This is a genomic window from Pseudomonas sp. Os17, assembly GCF_001547895.1.
In the GTDB taxonomy this organism is placed as follows: Bacteria; Pseudomonadota; Gammaproteobacteria; order Pseudomonadales; family Pseudomonadaceae; genus Aquipseudomonas.
The window spans coordinates 1,574,379-1,597,639 of the sequence record NZ_AP014627.1 but is presented as its reverse complement, the minus strand read 5'-3'; the positions used below and the strand labels follow the sequence as shown (position 1 = coordinate 1,597,639).

The following is a 23,261-nucleotide window of genomic DNA, read 5'->3' as shown; positions in this document are numbered from 1 at the left end:
AACCGCCATGAATCGTCGCCAACTGCTGATTGCCGCGGCCGCCGCAGCCGCCCTGCCCGGCCTGTCGTTTTCCGCCCGGCTGTTCGCCGCACCGGCCGCCGCGCCGCGAACCCTGCTGGTGTTCCTGCGCGGCGGTTACGACTGCAACAACCTGCTGGTGCCCTACAGCAGCGACTTCTACTACGAGTCGCGCCCAAGCCTGGCAATCGCCCGCCCCGATGCGCACAACCCGCAAAGCGCCATCGCCCTGGACAGCCACTGGGGCCTGAACCCGGTGCTGCGGGACTCGCTGTACCCGCTGTGGCAGCGCAAGGAAATGGCCTTCGTGCCCTTCGCCGGCACCGACGACCTGTCCCGCAGCCACTTCGCAACCCAGGACAGCATCGAGGCCGGACAGCCGAGCCAGCCACGCCGGCGCTACGACTCGGGCTTTCTCGCGCGCCTGGTCCGGCAAGTGCCCGACAGCGCGCCGATGGCTTTCACCGATGCCCTGCCCCTGAGCTTCCAGGGTGGCCGGGACATTCCCAACCTGTCCCTGCGCAGTGCCGGCAAGGCGCCCTTCGATGCGCGCCAGGCAAACATTCTGTCGTCCATGTACCAGCACACGCCCTACGCCGCGGCGGCCAGCGACGGCCTGGCCTTGCGCCAGAAAGTCTCGCAGGAGCTGCAGCAAGAGATGCTCGCGGCCAATCGCGGGGCCGCCAATGCGCAGAGCTTCGCCACCCAGACCCGGCGTATGGCCAGCCTGATGCGCGAGCAATATCGCCTGGGTTTCGTCGATGTCGGCGGCTGGGATACCCACGTCAACCAGGGCAGTACCCAGGGCCCGCTGGCCAACAACCTGGCCAACCTCGGGCAAGGGCTGGCGGCCTATGCCGAGGCCATGGGCGAGCACTGGAAGAACAGCCTGGTGATCGTGGTATCCGAATTCGGCCGAACCTTTCGCGAGAATGGCGCCAAGGGCACCGATCACGGCCATGGCACGGTGTACTGGGTGCTCGGCGGCGCTGTACGCGGTGGGCGCCTGGCCGGGGAGCAAGTGGCGGTGAATGCTCGGGGCCTGCTGCAGGACCGCGACTACCCGGTGCTCAACAACTACCGCGATCTGCTCGGGGGCTTGCTGGCCACGACCTGGGGGCTGACGGGCGCCCAGGTGCAGGAAGTGTTCCCCAACTCGCGGCCAAATGCCCTGGGGCTGGTCTGAAGCCTCGACCAGGCAGCCGGATAAACACGAAAAAAAAGAGCGATCCGAAGATCGCCCTCGCAGCTTGCCAGCCGATGCATCGGGCCATTGGCCGCGACAGACGCTTGGCGATCTGCCGTGCATCCGCTGGAAGCCATTTGCCCCCTGTTACCGCCCCGCTCCTGCTTGGCGTGTTGCACTTTTTAACAGTTGGCCACTGTCTGTTTGCTGAACCCGGTGCAACCCGGCCCAGGACGCCTGAGCCCCCCAGCGACCCGAAACCCTTGCCAAGCGGCGCAAAAAACTCAAGCATGCGCCGCCCGCGCCCTGGGCGCCCCTCGCTCACGGAAGGAGCCGTACCTTGAAAAAACTGCTGTTCCTGCTCTCCCTCATCCTGTTGCTGATGCTCAATGTCGGTTACTACACCGAGCTGGAAGAGGCCGAAACCCACACCCGCTGGTTTCTCAAGCAAGCCCCGACCCTGCGCCTGGAGTTTTTCAACATCCACGCCAATGACGGCGATTACCGGCGCGTGGAAAAACTCAGCGACGAACAACGGCAGATGATCATCGACTACTGCAAATACCGCCTGGGCATCGACACCCAGGTCACCACCCAGGCCGACGTCGAGCGTTGCGCCAAGCTCTAGGACAACCCTTGGCGGGCACTCCAGGGCCCTCGTCCGCACCTTTGGTACTTGTCTCATGTTGGCCGGGCAAGCCCGCGCCTATGGTCGCTACAGCCCGGCTGCGGCCCGCCCCGCCTCCCGGGGTGGTATGGTGGCCGGCTGCCCTGCGTGTCGGGGCTCACTGGAGGAGCAATACGCTGAACGCCTGGTCGTGAAGCTTGAGGAGGTCACTGAAGAGATATGTGTAACGCCAAAGATATTTACACTGCGGGTTGGGTCCTGGTGGTCATGTCCGGGCTGGTGTCCCTGGTGATCCAGGTGTACCTGGGCTATTTCAGGCTCGATGACATGGTCAAGCACCTGGCTCGCTGCCGGGTCATCGCCATCCGCATGCCGCTCCTGGGCAAGGATCCCCTGAGCCGCTTCTTCATGCTGCTGTGCATCGGCGCCATGTTCGCCATGCCCCACCTGTTCCTGCGCAACGGCGGCCTGAACGTGAAGGACTACCGGAAATTCCCCCTGGGCCTGAAGTGCCTGATCAATCTGTTCCAGCTTGCGGCCCTGGCCGCCGCGATCGCCTTCCTGGTGCTGTGGTGGGTCAGCCGTCACCTCTGAAGCATGGGGGCGCCGAACCACGGCGCCCCGCACTGACATCCCCGCCTCAGCCGGCCGCCGTTTGCTGCCGGAAATCCTCACGGCTCATCGCAAAGAAGCGGCAAGGCAAGCCTTCAAAATCCGCATCGTGGGTGAAGCGAAAGCCGATCTTGCGCGCCACCGCCAATGACGCCTCGTTATCGACATGGGCATCGACGACTATCCGTTCCACGGCCGGGTCGGCAAACGCATGGGCGACAATCCGGCGTGCGGCCTCGCTGGCATAGCCTTGCCCCCAGGCCCGCCGCACCAGGCGCCAGCCCATTTCCAGCTCCGGCCCGACTGCGTCGAAGGGAATGAAGGACACCCAGCCCAGCAATTCATCCGGCGCCTGCTTGGCGAAGATCGCCCAATAACCGCAGCGCGGGCCAAAGTCCTGGGTCATGCGCGAGCGCAGGAAATCCTGGTGCCATTGACCGCCGTCCCAGGTGCCCGGAATGAAGCGCGTGACTTCCGGATCCTGGTCCATGCACAGGCAGGCCTGGAAATGCTCGAGGGTCCGTGGTCGCAGCAACAGCCTGGGGGTTTCAAGGTGCAGGTTCATCCGTGAGTGTCCAAGAAGAAAGGGCCGTCCATGAAATCGCATCGGACGAAAAAACAGAAGAGCCAACGCTGCATACACGTTTCGATCCGATTGTTCAGATAAGTCTGATTGAATGATAAAAATTCGCACATGAGAATCGCTTCCAAATAAATGGAGGTCTTTTCTCAATGTCCAGTCCTGCCCGCCCACATTCATGGAAGTTGTGGTCCACATCCCTTGGTTTGATGGCAATTGGCGAAGCCAGCCTGGCCGCCGACGCCGACAACACCGAGCCCCCGCAGACGGCTCCGGTGACCCTCGCGCCCACGGCGGTACAAGGTATTCACCCACCCGGTTACAAACGTGAAGCCTCGGACTCGGTGAAGTTCACCGCCCCGCTGCGCGAAACCCCGAAGTCGGTGACCATCATTACCGACACCCTGATGCAAGAGCGCGCCGTATCCAGCCTGACCGACGCCCTGCGCAACACACCGGGCATCACCTTTGGTGCAGGTGAAGGTGGCACACCGCTGGGCGACCGTCCGTTCATCCGCGGCTTCGAAGCCAGCACCGATATCATGATCGACGGCATTCGCGACGTCGGGCGCATGAACCACGAAGTGTTCAACTACGAGCAGATCGAAATCGTCAAAGGCCCGGGCTCGGCCTACTCGGGGCGTGGCTCCACCGGCGGCACCCTGAACCTGATCAGCAAGGTGCCGCAGGCGGAAACCTTCGCCACCGGCAGCCTGACCCTGGGCACCGATCAATTGCGCCGCAGCACCGTCGATCTCAACCAGTACCTGCCCGAACAGAACCTGGCGCTGCGCCTGAACGCCATGAAGCATGAGGCCGATACCCCCGGGCGCGATCATGTGCAAGTGTCGCGCTGGGGCGTGGCACCGAGCCTGAGCTTCGGCCTGAACACCGACACCCGCGCCACCTTGAGCTACTACCACCTGCAGAGCGATGACCTGCCCGATCAGGGTCACCCGGTGTCGGAAATCACCGGCAAGCCGATCAAGGTCGACCGTGACAACTTCTATGGTTTCACCCAGCGCGACTTCCGCAATACCTCGGCGGACCTCGCCACCCTGCAGCTGGAACACGACATCAATGACCACCTGACCCTGCGCAACACCACCCGCCAGGGCCGCAGCATGCAGGACTACGTCATGAGCCGGCCGATCGCCCTGGCGCCCCAGGAGCTGGCCAACCGGGTGCAACGCTCGGCGCGCGGGCGCAATGTGGTCAACAGTTCGCTGATCAACCAGACCGACATCTACGGCACGTTCGACACCGGCGCCATCGGCCACCGCTACAGCGCCGGCCTGGAATTCTCCCGTGAACGCATCGATGTCAAGAACCGCTACGCCAGCTCCAGGAGCCTCAACCTCGGCGACCTGCATCATCCCAATCCCAAGGATCCGTTCACCCCGGTGCTGCGCGACGATGGCCAGCACACTGTCACCCGACACAACAACCGCGCTGTCTATGTGATGGACACCCTCGCCCTGCACGAGCAATGGGACCTGAACCTGGGCCTGCGCTACGACGCCTATCACGTCCGCGACCCGGCCCAAAGCAACCGCAGCAACCTGTGGAGCTACCAGAGCGGCATCGTCTTCAAGCCCGTGCCCTACGGCAGCATCTACCTGGCCTACGGCACGTCCTTCAACCCCTCGGGCGAAACCGCCGGGCAATCAGGCAGGGCCGATGGTCCGGCGGGCGGCCGCTTGAGCAACCTGGCTCCGGAAAAGAGCCGCAGCCTCGAACTGGGCACCAAGTGGGACCTGCTCAACGAACGCCTGGCGCTGACCGCCGCCCTGTTCAAGACCGAGAAAGACAACGCCCGCACCTACGATCCGCTGACCGGCATCGCGACCCTGGACGGCAATGTCGAAGTCAAAGGCTTTGAAGTGGAAGCCACCGGTCACCTGACCGAGCGCTGGGAAGTGGTGGCCGGCTACACCCGCCTGGATGCCAGGGCGGTGAAATACGCCGCCGACGCCGAGTCCGTCCATAACGGCAATCAGCTGAAATTCATCGCCCCCAACAGTGGCTCGGTCTGGAGCACCTACCAACTCACCGAGCGCTGGAAGGTCGGCGCCGGCGCCAACTACGTGGGCAAGCGCTACACCAACGATGAGAACACCCACAGCCTGGACGCCTACTGGCGCTACGACGCCATGACCGCTTACCGCGTGAACAAGAACCTGGACCTGCAGTTCAACGTGCTCAACCTCGCCGACAAGACCTACTACGACGCGTCCCACGTTGGCCTGTTTGCCACCGTCGCGCCGGGGCGTTCCGCCGAACTGGCGGCCAACCTGCGCTTCTGACCCGAGCCGCAGCACCTGGGGGGCGATGGACACTCCATCGCCCCCCCAGAGCGTCATGGCAGCAAGGCCTGGATATCGTTCCACAGCGCCCGAGGAACCTGCACCCCCCGCTCCAGGCTGCGGGCCCGGGCCTCAAAACGCCGCTGCGACGGCAACCGCGCGCCCTGCTGGGCAATGGCCGCAAACAACCCTTCCGCCCGCTCCAGCCCGGCTTGATAGCCCTCCCCCAGAAACACCTGGGGATCGAACGCCAGCACCAGTTCGCCATGGCAAGGCGTGGCCCCGACACCCTCATCGAAGGCCATGGATTCGGCACTGGTCAGGTCGCCAATCAGCGCCCCGGCCAGCAGTTCGATCATCGCCGCCAGGGCCGAGCCCTTGTGTCCGCCAAAGGTGCGCATCGCCCCTTGCAAGGCGGCCCGTGCATCGGTGGTGGGCTCGCCGTCGGCGTCGATGGCCCAGTGCTCGGGAATCGGCTTGCCCTGGCGCGCATGCAGCTCGATATCGCCCCGAGCAATGGCGCTGGTGGCGAAGTCGAAGACAAAGGGATTGCCCCCCGGCCGCGGCCAGGCAAAAGCCAGGGGGTTGGTGCCGAACACCGGGTGGCGCCCGCCGGCCGGGGCCACCCAGCTGTGGCTGGGGTTCATCGCCAGCCCCACCAGGCCGTTGGCGGCCATCGCCTCGACCTCCGGCCACAGCGCGGAAAAGTGGAAGCAGCGCTTGATCACCATCGCCGCGATGCCCTGGCTGCGGGCCTTGTCCACCAGCAACGGCAAGCCGGTGTGAAAGCCCAGCAACGAGTAGCCGTAATGGGCATCCACCTCCAGCACCGCCGGCGAGATGTGCCGCAGACTGGGTTCGGCGCGCGGGTCGATCTTGCCCTCGCGCACCGAGCGTACGCAGCCCAGCAGGCGGTACACCCCATGGGAATGGCACTCGTCACGCTGACCCTGGGTAATGACCTCGGCGATGACCCGGGCATGGGCGTCGGACAGGCCGTGATGGCTGAGAACCCGATACGCCAGGGCGTGGACGTCATCCAGGGACAGGCTGATGTGTTCAGACATGCTGCAACCTCTATGGCAGGTGGGGAACGCTCCTGTGGGAGAGTTTTTACCGATGGATTAAGCGAACGAAGGAGCAAGCGGGCCGACACTCCCCGGTGGAGCGCAGCCTCGCCTCAGGTCAAGCCGATCACCGGCCGTCGAGCAGTTGCGGCACCCGCCACGGATTGGCGCTGTGCAGCTCGGCCGGCAACAACGCCTCGGGCAGGTCCTGGTAGGCCACCGGGCGCAGGAAGCGCTGGATCGCCAGGCTGCCCACCGAGGTGCTGCGGCTGTCGGACGTGGCCGGGAAGGGCCCGCCGTGGACCATGGCGTGAGCCACTTCGACGCCGGTGCCGAAACCGTTGGCCAGCAGGCGCCCGGCCTTGCTCTCCAGCAACGGCAACAAGGCCCGCACTTGCGGCTGATCGCCGTCGCTCAGGTGAACGGCGATGGTCAACTGGCCCTCCAGGCTCTGCAGGACCTGCTGCAACGCAGCGACGTCCTCGCAGCGAACGATCAGCGAGGCCGGTCCAAAGACTTCCTCGCGCAATTCGCGGCACGCCATGAAGGCCGTAGCCGAGGTGGCGAACAGCGCCCCGCGCGCCTGCGGGCCCTGCCCTTCCGGCCCCAGGGTCAGGGTCTGCACCCGGGCATGCGCGGCGAGAATGGCCACGCCTTGGCAATAGCTGCGGTAGATGCCCGGCGTGAGCATGGTCTGCGCCGCCACATGGCCCAGGGCCTCGGCGGCGGCTCGCTCAAAACGCTGCAACGCCGGTCCATCGACAGCAAGGATCAGCCCCGGGTTGGTGCAGAACTGCCCGGCGCCCAGGGTCAGCGAGGCAACGAACGCCGAGGCCATCGCCTCCGCGCGCTCCTCCAGGGCATGGGGCAACAGCAGCACCGGGTTGATCGAACTCATCTCCGCATAGACCGGGATCGGTTCGGGGCGCGCCGCGGCGATCTGCATCAGCGCCATCCCGCCGCTGCGCGAGCCGGTGAAGCCCACGGCCTTGATCCGCGGATCCGCCACCAGCCCCTGGCCGATGCTGCGGCCACTGTCGAACAGCAGTGAAAACACGCCCTCGGGCATGCCCTGCTGCCGGGCCGCCCGAGCGATGGCCCGGGCCACCAGTTCCGAGGTCCCGGGGTGGGCCGAATGCGCCTTGACGATCACCGGGCAGCCCGCTGCCAGGGCCGAGGCGGTATCGCCACCGGCCACGGAAAAGGCCAGGGGAAAGTTCGACGCGCCGAACACCGCCACCGGCCCCAGGCCGATCTGCCGCAGGCGCAGGTCGACCCTGGGCAGGGGCTGGCGCGAAGGTTGCGCCGGATCGATCCGTACCCCGAGGAAGCCGCCATGGCGCACCACGGCGGCAAACAAGCGCAACTGGCCGACGGTACGTCCGCGCTCGCCCTCCAGGCGGGCGCGGGGCAGGCCGGTTTCCAGCTGGCAGCGCTCGATCAGCTCATCGCCCAGCTCAAGGATATGGCTGGCGATACCCTCCAAAAATGCCGCCCGCTGCTCCAGCGGCAACTGCCGATAGGGCTCGAATGCCGCCTGGGCCAGGGCGCAGGCGCGCTCCAGGTCGGCCTGTTCGGCACCGCCAAAGGCCGGTTGCAACACCTCGCCGCTGGCGGCGGCCAGCCCGTGGATCCGCCCATTGGCGCCGAAGCTGGCGCGTTGGCCGATCAGCATCTGTCCAGTCACTGTCATGGCTTGCCCCGTCTGTTGGAAAATGCGCACGCTCACTCCACCTCATCGCCATCCAGCACCAGCTTGGCGCCGGGCACCCCGGTGTTGGCGCCCCAGGTGTAGATGCACAGGGCCATGAGGGTCACGGTCAGGGTGTCGAAAGGGTGAGCCAGGACGCCGATGCCGCCGAAGCTGCCCAGGTAGGAAATGACCATGGTCAGGGCATAGAAGGCGATCAGCCACAGCGACGAGCGCACCTGCTCGCCGATGCTCAGGTGGTCGGTCGGCACCAGGCGCCTGCACAGCAGGTAGATCACGAACATCAGGATCTGCAGTCCCAGCAGCCAGGACACCGTGCTCCAGCCGGACCAGTAGACGATCAGCGCCGCAATCACGAAGGACACCGGGCCGAGCAAGGCAAAACCGCGCACCCGGAACGGCCGCGCCAGCTCCGGCGCGCTCTTGCGCAAGGCCGCGACACTGACCGGCGCCACGGCGTAGCTGAGCACCAGGGCCGCCGAGACCACGTTGATCAGCGCCTCCCACGAGGGAAACGGCAGGGTCCAGAACACCGACAGGCCGAAGGTCAGCCACAGCGCCGGGCGCGGGATGCCGGACTGCTCATCGATGCGGGTGAAGACCTTGAAGAAGGTCCCGGTGCGAGCCCAGCCATAGACCACCCGCGGCGTGGCGTTCATGTAGATGTTGCCGCAGCCGCTGGGGGAGATCACCGCATCGGCCACCACCAGGTAGGCCAGCCAGCCGACCCCGAGGGTCAGGGCGATGTCGCGGTACGGCAGGGAAAATTCCTTGCTGATGCCGCTCCAGCCGTTGGCCAGCATCTCCGTGGGAATGCTGCCCAGGAAGGCCAACTGCAGCAGGCCGTAGATCAGGGTCGAGAGCAGCACCGAGAGAATCAGCGCGATGGGAATGGTGCGCTGCGGATTGCGCACTTCGCTGGCCACGGAAATGATCGGCGTCAGCCCCAGGTAGGCAAAGATGATGCCCCCGGCCGATACCGCCATCTCGATCCCCGACAGGCCGAACGGCGCAAAGCCCTGGATGTGGAAGTTGTCGGGCTTGAAGAAGGTGAACAGCACCACGATCACCAGCAAGGGCACGATGAACTTGAACAGGCTGATGAAGTTGTTGGACTTGGCGAAGGTCTTGACGCTGGAGTAGTTGAGCCAGAAGAACAGGCACAACAGGGCGAACTGCAGCAGCCAGCCGATGATCGTCGGGTTGCTGGAACCTTCGTGGGTCAATAGCGGGAACCAGGCCGCCGCATATTGCCGGGCCGCCACCACTTCGATGGCCACCAGGCTGGAAAAGGCGATCAGGGTGATGAAGCCCATCAGGTAGCCCAGCAGCGGGCCGTGGGAGAACACCGGGTAGCGCACCACGCCACCGGCCCGGGGCAGGGCCGCCCCCAGCTCGCAGTAGACGATGCCCAACAGCAGCACGGCGAAGCCACCCAGCAGCCAGGAAAAGATCCCGGCCGGCCCGGCAATCGCCGAAACGTGGCTGGCGGCGAACAGCCAGCCAGAACCGAAGATCGCACCCAGACCGATAAAGGTCAGGTCCACCAGAGAAAGTTGCTTCTTGAATTTGCCTTTGCCTGACATGGGGCTGCGCCTTTTTGGGGTTATTGGAATAGGCAGGTCGAATGTCACGTCGGCGGGGCCGCCCGACGCTTGCAGCACATGCGCTGTTGCGCAAGCGGGCGCCCCGCCCGGGGCGCCCGGCAAGGGATTACAGGCCGACGTCCGGCAGGCGCGGCCGCGTGGCCAGGGCCTTGGCGACTATGGCTTTGACTTCGGCCAGGGTTTCCCCTTGCAGCGCCAGACGTGGCGGCCGAGTAATGGACGAACCGCGGCCCACCAGCTCTTCGCAGAGCTTGATGCACTGCACCAGATCCGGCCGGGCGTCCAGGTGCAGCAGCGGCATGAACCAGCGATACAGGGCCAGGGCCTCCTCGAAGCGTTTGTCCCTGGCCAGGCGGAACAGCGTCTCGCCTTCCCGGGGGAAGGCCACCGACATGCCCGAGACCCAGCCCTCGGCGCCCACCGCGACGCTTTCCACCACCACGTCATCGAGCCCGGCAAACAGCACGAAACGATCGCCGACCGCGTTGCGCAGGTCGATGAAGCGCCGGGTGTCACCGGAGGAATCCTTGAAGCAGACGATGTTCTCGCAGTCCTGCAGGGCGATCAGCACCTCGGGGGTGACGTCGTTCTTGTAGATCGGCGGGTTGTTGTAAACCATCACCGGCAAATCGGTGCCGGTGGCCACGGCACGAAAATGCGCCGCGGTTTCATGGGGCTTGGCCGAGTACACCAGCGCCGGCATCACCATCACCCCATCGGCCCCGGCCCTGGCGGCCTCGCGCACGGTGTTGCGGGCAAAGTCAGTGGTGAACTCGGCCACCCCGGCAATCACCGGCACCCGGCCGGCGGCGGCGTCCTTGGCGACTTCGATCACCGCGAGTTTCTCGGCGGTACTCAGGGAGGTGTTTTCCCCCACGGTACCGCACACCACCAGGCCGGACACGCCATCGTCCACCAGCTTGCGCATGACCTGGTGAGTGGCCTGCAGATCGAGGGAGAAATCGGCTTTGAACTGAGTGGTCACGGCGGGGAATACACCGCTCCACTGGATGGCTTTACGGCTCATGGTCTTGTCCTTGTTTGAGGTCGGCCGGGCCGACTGGCGTTGGAGACGCTATCCAGAGTCGCCTTTTATCCCCCTTGCAGCTTGAAGCTTTTCACCCCCGCAGGAGACGAAATCGGCACATTCAGCGATCGCCTGCGCCGTACCTCCCCGAGCCCGGGTACGCACCGGCGACTGTGCCGATTTCGTCATCCGCGCCAGGGAAAACCCACAAGCGGCAGCCCCCTCGCCAGGGCCACTCTGTAGCTCTTTCCCCGCAGGTGCCGCCATGAAAAAAATAACCGTGATCGACTCCCACACCGGGGGTGAACCCACCCGTCTGGTCATCGACGGCTTTCCCGACCTGGGCCGGGGCTCCATGGCCGAGCGCCTGCAAACCCTGAGCAGCGACCACGATCAATGGCGCCGCGCCTGCGTCCTCGAACCCCGGGGCAGCGACGTGCTGGTGGGCGCCCTGCTCTGCGCGCCCCAGGCCAGCGATGCCTGCGCCGGCGTGATCTTCTTCAACAACAGCGGCTACCTGGGCATGTGCGGCCACGGCACCATCGGCCTGGTGCGCTCGCTGTACCACCTGGGGCGCATCGACTGCGGCGTGCACCGCATCGAAACCCCGGTGGGCACGGTGCAGGCCACCCTGCATGACGACCTGTCGGTGAGCGTGCGCAATGTGCCCGCCTATCGCTACCGCAGGCAGGTGGCGCTGCAGGTGCCGGGGCACGGCACGCTGCACGGCGACATTGCCTGGGGCGGCAACTGGTTCTTCCTGATCAGCGATCATGGCCAGCGCCTGGCCCTGGACAATGTCGAAGCCCTGACCCATTACACCTGGAGCGTGCGCACGGCCCTGGAAGCCGCCGGAATTACCGGCGCCGGGGGCGGGATCATCGACCACATCGAACTGTTCGCCGATGACCCGCAAGCCGACAGCCGCAACTTCGTACTCTGTCCGGGCAAGGCCTACGACCGCTCTCCCTGCGGCACCGGCACCAGTGCCAAGCTGGCCTGCCTGGCCGCGGACGGCAAGCTCGCCCCGGGCCAGACCTGGCGTCAGGCCAGCGTCATCGGCAGCCAGTTCAGCGCCCACTACGAAGTGGTCGGCGACCGGATCATTCCCACCCTGCGCGGCAGTGCCCATATCAGCGCCGAAGCCACCCTGCTGCTGGACGACAGCGACCCGTTCGCCTGGGGCATCGGCTCGTGAAGGTGCAGGCCGAGGCCGATGTGATCGTGGTCGGCGCCGGCATCATCGGCGCCGCCTGCGCCCACGAACTGGCCGGCCGCGGTCTGCGGGTGCAGGTACTGGACGACGCCCGTGGCGGCGCCACCGCAGCCGGCATGGGGCATCTGGTGGCCATGGACGACAACCCTGCGGAGCTGGCCCTGAGTCACTACTCCATCGGCCTCTGGCGCCAGTTGCGTGCCCATCTGCCCGAGGCCTGCGCCTACCGCAATTGCGGCACCCTGTGGCTGGCCGCCGACCGCGCGGAAATGGACCTGGCCCGGACCAAGCAGCAGACCCTGGCCGCACAGGGTGTCACCAGCCAACTGCTCGATGGCCCGGCACTGGCGGCCCTGGAACCGATGCTGCGCCAGGGCCTGGGCGGTGCCCTGCAAGTCCCCGGCGACGGCATCCTCTACGCCCCGGCCACCGCCCGCTGGCTGCTCGACAGCCAGCCGCTGATCCGCTGTCTGCGTGCCCGGGTCCGCAGCGTCGCCGGCAACCGGCTGGAACTCGACGATGGCCGGGTGCTGCAGGCGCCCCAGGTGCTGCTGGCCAACGGCTACGGCGCCCGGGAGCTGCTGGCGGAACTGCCCTTGCGACCGAAGAAGGGCCACCTGCTGATCACCGACCGCTACCCGCAGCAGGTGGGGCATCAATTGGTGGAGCTGGGCTATGCCGCCAGCGCCCACGCCAGCAACGGCACCTCGGTGGCGTTCAATGTCCAGCCACGCCCCACCGGGCAACTGCTGATCGGCTCGTCCCGGCAGTTCGACACCCTGGAGCCCGAGGTCGAGCCCCAGGTGCTGGCACCGATGCTGCGGCGCGCGGTGGAGTACCTGCCGGCACTGGCGCAGCTCAACGGCATCCGCGCCTGGACCGGCTTTCGCGCCGCCACGCCCGACGGCCTGCCGATCCTCGGCGAACACCCGCAACAGCCGGGGCTGTGGCTGGCGGTCGGCCATGAAGGGCTGGGGGTGACCACCGCCCCCGGCAGCGCACGGCTGCTGGTGCAGCAGATGTTCGGCGAATGCCCGGCGCTCGATCCGCGACCTTATCTGCCCGGGCGCTTCGCCCCCCTGACTGGAGAGTCCCCATGATCATCTACCTGGATCGACAGGCACTGGCCGTGCGCCCCGGCCTCACGGTCGCCGCCGCCGTGGCCGCCAGCGGCGACCCGCGGACCCGCACCGCCTGCAACGGCGGGCCACGGGCGCCGTTCTGCGGCATGGGCATCTGCCAGGAATGCCGGATGAGCATCGACGGCCTGCGCCAACTGGCCTGCCAGATCCTGTGCCAGGACGGCATGCAGGTGGAGCGCAGCCAATGAACCCCCGGCGCCTGCGCTGCCAGATACTGATTGTCGGCAGCGGCCCGGCAGGGCTGGCCGCGGCCCGGGCCGCCAGCCACAGCGCCCGCTCGATCGTGCTCATCGACGACAACCCGCGCCCCGGCGGCCAGATCTGGCGCCAGGGTCCGACGCCGCCGGCCGCGGACGAACGCTTCAAGGTTGTGCAGCACCCGGCGGTGCGGTACCTCGGCGCCACCCGCGTGATCGCCGCCCTGAGCTCCCACAGCCTGCTGCTGGAGGATGCCCGCCAGGCCTGGCAGCTGGACTTCGAACAACTGATCCTGTGCTGCGGCGCCCAGGAACTGCTGCTGCCCTTTCCCGGCTGGACCCTGCCCGGGGTCACCGGCGCCGGAGGTCTGCAGGCCCTTGTGAAAAACGGCCTGCCCCTGCAGGGAAAAACCCTGGTGATCGCCGGCAGCGGCCCCTTGCTGCTGGCCACCGCCGCCACCGCACGCCAGGCCGGGGCGCGGGTGCTGCGGGTGCTGGAACAGGCGCCCGCCGCGGCGGTGCTGGGGTTCGCCAGCCAACTGTGGCGCTGGCCGACCAAGCTGATCCAGGCCATGCAACTGCTCACCCCGGCCTACCGCTGCAACGCCCACGTGGTGGAGGCCCTGGGCGACCAGCACCTGCAACGGGTACGCATCCGCCAGGGCCGGCACCTCAGTGAACTGCCCTGCGACTACCTGGCCTGCGGCTTCGGCCTGGTGCCCAACACCCGACTGGCCAGCCACCTGGGCTGTCGCCTGGAGCAGGGGGCCATCGCCGTCGACCCGCAACAACGCAGCAGCCTGCCCCAGGTCCTGGCCGCCGGTGAATGCACCGGCATCGGTGGCAGCGAACTGGCCTTGATCGAAGGCGAGATTGCCGGCTGCGTGGCCAGCGGCCAGCGTGCCCGGGCCGCCACGCTGATCGACCGCCGCCGGCACTGGCAGGACTTTGCCGCACGGCTGCAACGGCACTTCGAACTGCAACCGCAGATCCTGCAACTGGCCCGCCCCGATACCCTGCTCTGCCGGTGCGAAGATGTGCCCTATGCGGCCGTGGCCGGGGCGGCGGACTGGAGCAGCGCCAAGCTGCACAGCCGGTGCGGCATGGGCGCCTGCCAGGGCCGGGTCTGCGCCAGCGCCGCCCGGCGCCTGTTCGACTGGCCCGAGGTGGCGCCGCGTTCGCCCCTGGTGCCGGCCCGGGTCGCCACCCTGATGCTCGACGCCCGCCCGCCGGACGCGGCAGACTAAAAACCGGCACCGGCCCGGGTCGGCACGTAGCCCCCGGCCCTTTGCCGGCCCTGGCTTCAGCGACACAGATCCATCCCCCAAGCCCCCCCAGAGAGAGGCCGACGATGATCGATAGCGCACAGCTCCACCATTTGCCCAGGGCCATCGCCGCCCAATCCCCCGGGGACATCGACAGCCTGCTGGCCAACATGGCGCCCCTCGCTCCGCTGCTGGACTGCATCCCCAGTGCGGTGTTCTTCATCAAGGATCTGCAGGCCCGCTACCTGATCGCCAACCTGACCCTGGCCCAGCGCTGCGGCTTCAAGAGCATCCGCCCCCTGCTGGGCAAGACCTCCGCCGAGGTCTTTCCCGCGGTGCTCGGCCCGGTCTACACCGAGCAGGACCAGCGCGTGCTGCACCAGGGCGTGACCATCAAGGGCCAACTGGAATTGCACCTGTACGGCAGCCGCGAACCGGGCTGGTGCCTGACCCACAAGCTGCCGCTCTATGGTCGCGACGCCCGGATCATCGGCATGGCCGGCATCTCCCTGGACCTGCAGGCGGCCCATGACACCCATCCGGCCTATGAACGCCTGGCGGCGGTGGACCGGCATATCCGCGAGCACTACAGCGAAGCCATCCGCCTGCAGGACCTGACCCGCATCGCCAGGCTGTCCACGGCCCAGCTGGAGCGCTACTGCAAGCGCATCTTCCACCTCACGCCGCGGCAGATGATCCACAAGGTGCGCCTGGAACACGCCTCACAATTGCTGCTGACCCAGGAGCCCATCACCGAAGTGGCCCTGCAATGCGGCTACACCGACCACAGCGCCTTCAGCCGGCAATTCAAGGCCCTCACCGGGCTCAGCCCGCGGCAGTTCCGGCAGAACGCCGCGGCCCCGCTCATGCCTGACAGAAAGTGCGGTAGTCGAACAGGACATTGAAGCCGGCCTTGCGGTAGATCGACAGACCGTCGAGCGAGGCCTCCAGCACGCACCATCTGGCGCCCCGGCTCCGGGCGAAGCCGAGCACCGCGTGGATCAGCGCCGTGGCATAACCCCGCCCCTGGAAACCCTGCAGCGTGCCGATATCGTCCAGCCGCGCCACCTCCGGCCCCAGGGACAGGGTCAAGGCGCTCACCGGACGCTGATCGACGTACAGGCTGAAATGCCGCAAGGCCCGCCCGGCCTGCAACGCCGCCCGATGCCGCGCCAGGTACTGCTCGATGGCCGCATCCCCCGACTCGAAGGCACTCGCCACCGGCCGCGCCCAATCCTGCAGGTGCCGATCGGTGCAGCGCACATCCCTCAGCGCCGGCGCGGCCTGGGGCGGGACGTAGGAAGCAAGGTCGAGGGCCATGCACCGGGTCTGGTCCGCCGCCACCAGTTGCTGCTGGAGCAACTGCTGGCTGTAGCGCGCCGCCTGGGCCTGGGGCATCACCACACAGAACGGCACCCCGGCGCGCTCAAGAAACGCCACGCCCTCGGCCAGAGGCTCGGCGTTGTCGCGTTCGCTGCCCTGCATCAGCAGCAGGTTCAGGCTGCTGGCTGCAACGCCGGTGCAATAGGCGTTCACCTCATCGCCAAAGCGGCGATAGAACTGCGAGATGGACAGGAAGAAATAATCCTCTGCCCGATGGTACAGATCGCTGATCGCAACGCGCGGTGCCTGCGCCATGTCCTGCCTCCTTGAGCCTCGCGGCGCCGGATCCGACGCCTGCAGCGGGCCACGTTAAGCCCACAGCCCAGGCAGCTCCAGCACAATCCTGTTTGATTGTGCGAAGCCATGTACCGAGGTGTAAGCAGGCGCTGGACCGCCTTGCTCACTCATCACGGCAGGCCGCCGGTTTTTCTCTAGAAGACAGATCGCCTAGTCGTAAAAACCTACCGTCTTCTTCAAATGTTCCGAATATTCATAGATCTCATCGACCGAACTGATCGGATGGCGAGTTTCGACTTTGTCCTGGTCGAAAATGCCGATGTATTTTTGGGCACGGTTGAAATGCAGACGGCAAATGGGCTTGCGATTGTTGTCGTCGAGCAAGATACCGAAATAGCTCTGGGTATCACGTTGGACAATCCGCTTGGCATCCACCACAGAGCGCACCACCGCTCGCACGATGTGATACCCCTCCAGCTCCTCCAGCGTCGTGAAAATCTTTTCATCCGGGCCGTCCTCCTCCACCAGCTCACGTCCATCGTTGATGGGTGCAGAGTGCGTCGTGATGACCGTCTGGTTAGTTCCACTCATGGCTGACTTGAGTCGCTCATTGATCTGGTCATTGAGAAACTGCCCGATGGCCTTGCGCGTCAGTTCAGAGAATTGATCCCTGACTTTCTGGGTGATCACGCCCTCATATACCCGAGAAGCAAAAACCTTCACAAAGTCGTCGTCAGGTTTGCTGATCTGGGAGGCAATCACTTTCTTGATCTGACTGACGTACTTCAATTCGCCAGCTGCACTGAGTACCGAATCGACGTCAAACGCCGACTTGGTCAACTTGATCAATTCAGGAACGGAGTACTCGTCAATGTCCAGCAGATCGAGCTCAAGAAAAGGTTTCTCATCCATCTTGTTCGGCGCGTCCAGATCGGTGAAGAACTTGTAGACCTGACCGTTGGTGAGAATGGAAATACGCGCACTGGTGACATGGAAATAGCGAAACAACTGAGAAGCATGATTGATGTGCAGTGGTTCACCGATTTTCTTGCACTCGATGAGCATCTGCACCTCGCCATCCTTGATGATCGCGTAATCGATCTTCTCGCCTTTCTTGGTTCCGACATCACAGACGAACTCCGGGGTCACCTCCATCGGATCGAAGACGTCATAGCCCAGAACCGTACTGATAAAGGGCATGACGAAAGCATTCTTCGTGGCCTCTTCAGTTTGAATGGCTGCACCTTGCAGCCGCACCTTGGCAGCAAGGTTGGTTAGTTTTTCGAGAAATTCCATGGGAGACCTCTGACTGATTCCGATCCGTGAGTTAGCGTGCTGGCACTTTGACCGCCATTGATACTAGTCACAAACCGTCACAAAGACAGACATCCACATCAACTGGAGCGCACCTGAGCATCAGCCAGCAGCGAAGCGAAGAAAAACGCCGCGCTGCAGCAAACAGCCTTAAGGTTGAAGCACCCAAGGCAACTGTCTGTGAGCCCCACCAACAGCTGGAAGCAGCTCACGCCAGTTCACCCCTCCAGCCGATCGATCGGGCGTCCGGCGCGGATCGCCCTGGCCATTTGCAGGTGGTTTTCCAGTTTCGGCAGGGTTTCCTCGGCGAACGCCTTGAGCTCGGGAAGCTCGCTGGTCTGCGCCTGTTGCCGGATCTGCCGGATCGCCGTCTGGGTGGCCTTGATCTGGTTCGTGGCGTAGACGCGGTCGCTATCCTCGCCTTCGGGAAGTGGCGGCACCCGGCGCTTGGCCTGGTCCAGCAGCTGTTCCCGGGGGGCCACCGGCAGGTCCAGCTGTCTGGCAATCTTCGCCAGATGCTGATTGGCCGTGGTGCGATCGTTGATCACCTGGATGGTGTATTCCTTGAGCGCCTTGGATGAGGTCAGCCGGTGCGCCTGGCGGCTGGCTTCGATATCGGCCATGGCTTGGGCCGAGGCATCGTCGATGAAGGCCGCAGGGGATTGGGCCAGGGCGCTGCCGGCACCAAGGCCCAGCAACAGGGCCAGGCCGGCGCGGCCAAGGACAGTGGCCATGCAGTTCATGAGTGGGTTCTCCTCTTGCAAATCCATCCGGCGGGAGCCAGCGCCCCCGCCTGCATTGGGAAAACCCTGAGCGCCAAAGGTTTACCGGGAGCGGCGCCGAGACGACGAACGGCGACGCTTCCCGCTTGGGTCCGGGGGCTGGATCAGCGCGCCGGCCTCAGGCGCTGGAGCGGCTCTTGCGCTCGCGCTTGACCGCATACATGGCCTCGTCGGCGTACTTGAACAGCTGTTTTTCCTCCAGGCCATGTTCGGGGTACAGGCCAATGCCGATGCTCGGCAGGATGTTCAGCCAATGGCCATCCAGTCGCAGTGGCTCGTTTAGCGCGTGGCGAATTTTTTCCGCCACGTGCTGGGCGTCGTCAATGTGCTGCACGCTTTCCAGCAGCACCACGAATTCATCGCCGCCCATGCGCGCCACGGTGTCGGATTCGCGCACGCAACCCTTGAGGCGGTTGGCCACCGCTTGCAGCAGCATGTCGCCCACGGCATGCCCGCAGGTGTCATTGACCTCCTTGAACTTGTCCAGGTCGACGTACAGCAGGGCCATGCGTCCCGAGTCGCGCCGGGCCCGGGCCAGGGCCGAACGCAAGCGCTCGCGCAGCAGCTCGCGATTGGGCAGATGGGTCAATTGGTCGTACTCGGCCATGTAGTGCAGGCGCGCATGCAATTGCGCACGTTCGATGGCCGCAGCCAGCTGGGCACTGACGTACTGCAGCAGTTCCAGCTCCGCCTCACCGTAGCCTTGGGCGCCGGGGGCGCTCTTGACCATGAGCACGCCGATGGTGCCCTTCTGCGAATTCAGCGGCACCCCCAGCCAGCAACGCGGGCCTTGGATAACCGCGAACTCGTCCCACAGATTCCGGCTCGACGGGCATGTAGGCGCCAGCAGCAGGGACTGGCCATGCTGCAGCACCTGGGCGCAAAACCGCCCGATCAGGGTTCCGGGCCGTTCCGGGCTGCTTTCGCAGTCGTCGACGTGGTAGGGAAAGCTCAGGCTGTCGCTGCGCTCGTCGTACAGCGCCAGGGCGAAATTGAGCGCCGGCAGCCACTCGCCGATGATCCGATGCACACGCTTGAACAGCCCCAGCAGGTCTTCGGTGGCGTGGGCCGCCTCGGAGATGGCATACAGCGCGGCCTGTTTGGACTCGGCCAGCTTGCGCTCGGTGATGTCCCGGGCCACGGCAATGCGCAACTGGTCCACCTCCGACCAGCGCGCCGACCAGAGGATATGGGCCACGCGCCCGTCCTTGCGCAGGTAGCGGTTCTCGAAGTTGGGCTTGGGCACACCGCCCATGATTTCCCGGGCGGCCTGCAGGGTGCGTTCGCGATCGTCCGGGTGTACCAGCTCGATCATCCGCCGACCGATCAGCTCATCGGCGGTGTAGCCGAATACCCGCTCGCAGGCAGCGCTGACAAACACGAAGCGACCCTCGATATCCACGGCGCACACGGCGTCCAGAAGCAGGTCGATGAAACTGGCCAGAGGCGCGGAGTTGTTGGTTGCCATCAGAGAAAGCTACTACCCATGAAAAATGCACTGAGTACCCATCCCTTGAGCCTGTTCGGCCAGTGTCGAGCACCGGCCTTACACCCTCGCACCCCGCGAGCGGCGTTATGCCTTGTTGCCGATCAGTCCCGGTACCGCATGCAGCAGGGCATTGATCGCAAAACCGATGAACATCACCCCGCAGATCCGGGTGATTGCCAGTTCGTGGCGCTGGTAGCCATCGCGCACCCGACGCGCGCCGACAACGCCGATGAGAATAGCGTATGCCGCAAGCCCACCAAGGAAGCTCAGGGCAATCAGACCGGGCAGCATCGACCAGGTGAGCAGCTCGGCGCGGCTGGACAGCAGCGCAGTGAAGGTGGCCACGGCCACCGGGTATGCCTTGGGATTGGTCAGGCCGAAGAGAACGCCGTGCCAGAACGGATGGCGCGCGGCGCCCTGGGGCTCATCGCCGTTGCCGCGACGGGCGCGGATCGCGCGCATTCCCAGCCAGAACAGGTACAGGCCACTGAGCAGGCCGAGGATATTGAAAGCCTCGCTGCCGATTTCCCGGGCACCGACAATGGCGATCAACGCCGTGCTGCACCAGACCACATCCCCCAGCATGTGCCCGCCAAGAAACCCGGCGCCGGCCTTGCGGCCTCGGGACGCACCGATGCCGAACACCGCCAGGACCCCGGGTCCGGGGGTGATGGCATAAATGAAACCCGAGGCGATAACGGCCAGCAACAGCGATGAGGTCATCGGCAAGACTCCAGAACGGATGCACCTCACGGTAACGCCAGGCACAGAACGAATCTGCCGGATTCTGCACGATCAAGGCACCTTGCCACCAGCGACTTTCGTCAGCTGCTTCCAGGCAGCGCAACCTCAGTCGGTGGGGTAAAAGCGCATTCCCGCGTAGGGACGTTCGCGACAGGCGCGTAATCGCGAGGCCAAGTCACCGACATGGACCTCCAGTCGATGGCCATCGGGATCGAGAAAATAAAACGATGCGCCCTCGCTGCGGTTGTCGCGCCACTCCTGAACCCGCGCCTCCCGCAGACGCTGTACCAGCGATGAAAAATCCGCGGCGCCGACGCCAAAGGCGTAATGGGTGTAATCGGCAACGGCCGGCGCCTGCCGTTGCGGGTCCAGGGACAGGCACAGCCACAGCCCCGGCAACGACAGATAGGCTCCGCACTCCCAGGTGGCCTCCAGGCGCAGTTGCAATAGCTGGTGATAGAAGGCCAGGCTGCGGGGCAAGTCGCTGACCGCCAGGGTCAGGTGATTGAGGCCAGTGAGCATGGATCACACACCTTTCAGGGCTTGGGGCAAGGGGTAGCGCTGACCGTCGTAGTGCAAGGTGACGCGGCTGCTCCTGGGCGCCAGATCACGACGCTCGCAACCGGCCGGGCCCTTGAAATGCTCGGTGTCGACGATTCGCGTACGCACCAGCAGGTCGACATGGCCATTGCGCTGGCCGTTGCCCAGCTCCAGGGTCCGCTGCAGGATCCGGCTGCGCCCGACACACTCACCGCCCGTGCCGAACTCGCCGCGGCGCTCATCCACCACCAGCCCTTCGAGCCTCGGCGGAAGGCCCTTGCCATCGCGCACGAACAGGGTCAGCACGGTTTTCTCATAGGGCCGGGTGCTGGAGGCGCGGTGGTAGTTCACCCGCAGGCCAAAGGCCCGCTCCTCCTCGCTCAACTGATAACGCCCGGTGTCGATCTGCAACCCCTGCAAGGCCAGGCCATCGGAACGCGGGGACAGGTCCTTGTTGTAACTGGCCACGGCCCAGCCGTTGTCGTCGAGCAGCAGCGCCACATCCAGGTTGTAGCGGGGTGCTTTGGCGTTGACCGGCCCCTGCATCGGCGTTGCTCGAACCCCGATATTCATGCCTTCTTCCGCCGGCCAGGGCTTGCAGACATGGAGTTCTCCCGGGGCATAGATTGAGTCGCTGCACTCGGCCAGCGCGGTCGTCGCCATGCCCAGCAAGGCGCACAGCAGCAGCCCTCGGGCCGATTGTTCAAGCCGTGTCATCAAGCGTCCTTATCGATTGCCGGTATCAGATACCGCTGTAGCCATTGGGCAGGACATAACGCTGGCCGTCGTAATGCAAAGTGACGAGCACCGGCTTGGCGGTCACCGACTTGGACTGGCACTCCTCGCCGACTATTTCGCTTCGGGTACTGACGCTGACCGAACGCACGATCAGGTCGGCATAACCGTGGCTGCGGGTCTTGGCGATCTCCAGGGTACGGGTGGTTTTTGTCCCCTCCCCGGCACACTGGCCATCCCATTCGCCGTTGTAGGAGTGGGCCAGGAATTTCTCCAGCACCGGGCGCAGGGTGCTGCCCTCTCGCACATACAGGCTGAGCCAGACCTGACTGAAGGGGTTGACCCGGGACGAGCCTTCGAACCCGGCACGGACCCCGAACGCCCGCACCTGCGGCGTCAGTTGGAAGCGCCCGGTGTCGAGCTTCACGCTCTCCAGGCGAACCGCGTCGGAAACAAAGGCCGCAGGCTGTGCATAGCGCGCCAGGACCTGTCCGCTGTTGCGCTCCAGCACTGCCAGTTGCAGGTTGTAGGTGCCGTCACCGTTGCCGGTGTCGCTGGGGTCCGGAACCATCTCGGACAACAGGCTGATGCTCTGGTCGGCAAACGCCGGCCAGTCCTTGCACAGGGAAAAGCCCGGAACCTCGGCATTGCGTGGCGGCGGCAGGCATTGGGCCGCCACCGAGGTGGCGCCGGCCAGCAACGCCAGGCTGCCCAGCAGCGGGATCAGAGAAGAGCGACGGAACATTCACGACTCCTTGTGACAGGCGGATTCAGCGCGATTTCTGCTCGCACTATCCTCTGCCGCGCGGACGCTTTCAACGCTGGGAGCTGGTGCTCGGGAGTTGCCTTGCCTTGTGACAACTCCAGACCTGACGAATGGCCGGGGCTGGGCTAGGGTATGACGAGATCGCCATGTCCATCATGTCCCTGCGCTTGCCCGATGAGCTCGCTGAAACCCTGGCCCTGCTGGCAAAGGCCACCGGGCGCAGCAAGTCGTTTCTCGCCGTGGATGCCCTGCGGGAATACCTGGCGCGGGAAGCCTGGCAGATAGAGGAAATCCAGAAGGCCCTGAACGAGGCCCACGCGGGTGACTTTGCCAGTGCCGAAGAAGTGGCAGCCATCGCCGGCAAGTGGACCGACAATGGGCATTGAATGGCTGCGCAGCGCCTTGAACAACCTGGATGCTGAGGCGCGTCATATCGCCCAGGACGATCCCCGGGCCGCTGCGGAATTCGTCAGGACGCTATTGGCCAGCATCGAGCAACTGGCCCGCCTCCCCTCAAGCGGCCGCGAAGGCCGCCTGCCCGGCACCCGGGAGTGGGTGGTACCGGGCTGGCCCTACCTGATTCCCTATCGGGTGCGGGGAGACCGGCTACAGATACTGCGAATTTTCCATACCCGCCGTCAGCCCCCGGCGCGTTGATGAACGCTTCACTTGCAGGAGCTGGCTTGCCAGCGAAACGGACCTACCCGTT

General features: G+C 65.4%; 24 protein-coding genes. 11 read left to right on the top strand and 13 right to left on the bottom strand.

Translation table 11 applies throughout. The features are described 5' to 3' along the window. Nucleotides 1-7: 7 nt before the first annotated feature. The 3 genes from POS17_RS07205 (at nt 8) to POS17_RS07195 (ending at nt 2,426) form a co-directional block, all read left to right on the top strand. Nucleotides 8-1,204: a DUF1501 domain-containing protein gene (locus tag POS17_RS07205; protein WP_060837974.1), complete on the top strand. Its 1,197-nt coding sequence runs from the start codon at nt 8-10 to the stop codon at nt 1,202-1,204. A gap of 340 nt (nt 1,205-1,544) precedes the next feature. Beyond that, nucleotides 1,545-1,832 carry a hypothetical protein gene (locus tag POS17_RS07200; RefSeq protein ID WP_060837973.1) on the top strand — a complete coding sequence of 96 codons (288 nt, stop codon included), beginning with the start codon at nt 1,545-1,547 and terminating at the stop codon, nt 1,830-1,832. A 219-nt stretch (nt 1,833-2,051) separates the two neighbouring features. Continuing rightward, a complete protein-coding gene (locus tag POS17_RS07195) occupies nt 2,052-2,426 on the top strand; it encodes a hypothetical protein (protein WP_060837972.1) in 375 nt (124 codons plus the stop codon). Nucleotides 2,427-2,472: 46 nt separating this feature from the next. Here POS17_RS07195 and POS17_RS07190 read toward each other — a convergent pair whose 3' ends face one another. After that, the gene (locus tag POS17_RS07190) at nt 2,473-3,009 is read right to left on the bottom strand and encodes a GNAT family N-acetyltransferase (protein ID WP_060837971.1); all 537 of its coding nucleotides are present in this window, start codon (nt 3,007-3,009) and stop codon (nt 2,473-2,475) included. 224 nt (nt 3,010-3,233) lie between these two features. Between POS17_RS07190 and POS17_RS07185 the strand changes: the two genes are divergently transcribed. After that, nucleotides 3,234-5,330 carry a TonB-dependent receptor gene (locus POS17_RS07185; RefSeq protein WP_231979013.1) on the top strand — a complete coding sequence of 699 codons (2,097 nt, stop codon included), beginning with the start codon at nt 3,234-3,236 and terminating at the stop codon, nt 5,328-5,330. Nucleotides 5,331-5,383: 53 nt separating this feature from the next. Here POS17_RS07185 and POS17_RS07180 read toward each other — a convergent pair whose 3' ends face one another. The 4 genes from POS17_RS07180 to POS17_RS07165 form a co-directional block, all read right to left on the bottom strand. Further along, a complete protein-coding gene (locus POS17_RS07180; protein ID WP_060837969.1) occupies nt 5,384-6,397 on the bottom strand; it encodes an Ldh family oxidoreductase in 1,014 nt (337 codons plus the stop codon). A gap of 127 nt (nt 6,398-6,524) precedes the next feature. After that, on the bottom strand, nt 6,525-8,090 hold the full coding sequence (locus POS17_RS07175; RefSeq protein WP_060841888.1) for an aldehyde dehydrogenase (NADP(+)): 1,566 nt from the start codon (nt 8,088-8,090) through the stop codon (nt 6,525-6,527). Nucleotides 8,091-8,122: 32 nt separating this feature from the next. Beyond that, nucleotides 8,123-9,694: an APC family permease gene (locus POS17_RS07170; protein ID WP_060837968.1), complete on the bottom strand. Its 1,572-nt coding sequence runs from the start codon at nt 9,692-9,694 to the stop codon at nt 8,123-8,125. A gap of 127 nt (nt 9,695-9,821) precedes the next feature. Then, nucleotides 9,822-10,742: a dihydrodipicolinate synthase family protein gene (locus tag POS17_RS07165; RefSeq protein WP_060837967.1), complete on the bottom strand. Its 921-nt coding sequence runs from the start codon at nt 10,740-10,742 to the stop codon at nt 9,822-9,824. Between the two features lie 265 nt (nt 10,743-11,007). Here POS17_RS07165 and POS17_RS07160 point away from each other — a divergent pair, with 265 nt between their 5' ends. The 5 genes from POS17_RS07160 (at nt 11,008) to POS17_RS07140 (ending at nt 15,467) form a co-directional block, all read left to right on the top strand. Continuing rightward, entirely contained in the window at nt 11,008-11,940 is a 933-nt protein-coding gene (locus tag POS17_RS07160) for a 4-hydroxyproline epimerase (RefSeq protein ID WP_060837966.1), read from the top strand. Beyond that, nucleotides 11,937-13,058 carry an NAD(P)/FAD-dependent oxidoreductase gene (locus POS17_RS07155; RefSeq protein WP_060837965.1) on the top strand — a complete coding sequence of 374 codons (1,122 nt, stop codon included), beginning with the start codon at nt 11,937-11,939 and terminating at the stop codon, nt 13,056-13,058. The genes POS17_RS07160 and POS17_RS07155 overlap by 4 nt, the downstream gene beginning before the upstream one ends. After that, the gene (locus POS17_RS07150; RefSeq protein WP_060837964.1) at nt 13,055-13,288 is read left to right on the top strand and encodes a 2Fe-2S iron-sulfur cluster-binding protein; all 234 of its coding nucleotides are present in this window, start codon (nt 13,055-13,057) and stop codon (nt 13,286-13,288) included. Before POS17_RS07155 ends, POS17_RS07150 begins: the two co-directional genes overlap by 4 nt. Then, nucleotides 13,285-14,544, top strand: coding sequence for an NAD(P)/FAD-dependent oxidoreductase (locus tag POS17_RS07145; protein ID WP_060837963.1), 1,260 nt, complete (start codon nt 13,285-13,287; stop codon nt 14,542-14,544). The genes POS17_RS07150 and POS17_RS07145 overlap by 4 nt, the downstream gene beginning before the upstream one ends. Before the next feature lie 104 nt (nt 14,545-14,648). Then, the gene (locus POS17_RS07140) at nt 14,649-15,467 is read left to right on the top strand and encodes an AraC family transcriptional regulator (protein WP_060837962.1); all 819 of its coding nucleotides are present in this window, start codon (nt 14,649-14,651) and stop codon (nt 15,465-15,467) included. On the opposite strand, the gene POS17_RS07135 is transcribed toward POS17_RS07140, so the two are convergent. From POS17_RS07135 to POS17_RS07100, 8 genes are all read right to left on the bottom strand, one after another. Beyond that, nucleotides 15,427-16,200, bottom strand: a complete 774-nt coding sequence (locus tag POS17_RS07135) for a GNAT family N-acetyltransferase (RefSeq protein ID WP_060837961.1) — start codon at nt 16,198-16,200, stop codon at nt 15,427-15,429. The genes POS17_RS07140 and POS17_RS07135 overlap by 41 nt on opposite strands. A 192-nt stretch (nt 16,201-16,392) precedes the next feature. Continuing rightward, complete coding sequence (locus tag POS17_RS07130) at nt 16,393-17,478, bottom strand: type I restriction endonuclease (protein WP_060837960.1); 1,086 nt, start codon at nt 17,476-17,478, stop codon at nt 16,393-16,395. Nucleotides 17,479-17,714: 236 nt separating this feature from the next. Continuing rightward, entirely contained in the window at nt 17,715-18,239 is a 525-nt protein-coding gene (locus tag POS17_RS07125; protein WP_060837959.1) for a DUF4142 domain-containing protein, read from the bottom strand. 157 nt (nt 18,240-18,396) lie between these two features. Next, nucleotides 18,397-19,746, bottom strand: a complete 1,350-nt coding sequence (locus POS17_RS07120; RefSeq protein WP_060837958.1) for a sensor domain-containing protein — start codon at nt 19,744-19,746, stop codon at nt 18,397-18,399. 105 nt (nt 19,747-19,851) lie between these two features. Then, complete coding sequence (locus POS17_RS07115; protein WP_060837957.1) at nt 19,852-20,490, bottom strand: LysE family translocator; 639 nt, start codon at nt 20,488-20,490, stop codon at nt 19,852-19,854. Nucleotides 20,491-20,616: 126 nt separating this feature from the next. Further along, entirely contained in the window at nt 20,617-21,033 is a 417-nt protein-coding gene (gene fos, locus POS17_RS07110) for a fosfomycin resistance glutathione transferase (RefSeq protein ID WP_060837956.1), read from the bottom strand. A gap of 3 nt (nt 21,034-21,036) precedes the next feature. After that, nucleotides 21,037-21,768: a hypothetical protein gene (locus POS17_RS07105; RefSeq protein WP_060837955.1), complete on the bottom strand. Its 732-nt coding sequence runs from the start codon at nt 21,766-21,768 to the stop codon at nt 21,037-21,039. A 25-nt stretch (nt 21,769-21,793) separates the two neighbouring features. Then, nucleotides 21,794-22,531 carry a hypothetical protein gene (locus tag POS17_RS07100; protein WP_060837954.1) on the bottom strand — a complete coding sequence of 246 codons (738 nt, stop codon included), beginning with the start codon at nt 22,529-22,531 and terminating at the stop codon, nt 21,794-21,796. A gap of 167 nt (nt 22,532-22,698) precedes the next feature. On the opposite strand from POS17_RS07100, the gene POS17_RS07095 reads away from it, so the two are divergent. Both POS17_RS07095 and POS17_RS07090 read left to right on the top strand, forming a co-directional pair. Continuing rightward, nucleotides 22,699-22,938, top strand: a complete 240-nt coding sequence (locus tag POS17_RS07095; protein ID WP_060837953.1) for a CopG family ribbon-helix-helix protein — start codon at nt 22,699-22,701, stop codon at nt 22,936-22,938. Continuing rightward, nucleotides 22,928-23,209 carry a type II toxin-antitoxin system RelE/ParE family toxin gene (locus POS17_RS07090; RefSeq protein ID WP_060837952.1) on the top strand — a complete coding sequence of 94 codons (282 nt, stop codon included), beginning with the start codon at nt 22,928-22,930 and terminating at the stop codon, nt 23,207-23,209. The genes POS17_RS07095 and POS17_RS07090 overlap by 11 nt, the downstream gene beginning before the upstream one ends. Nucleotides 23,210-23,261 lie beyond the last annotated feature (52 nt).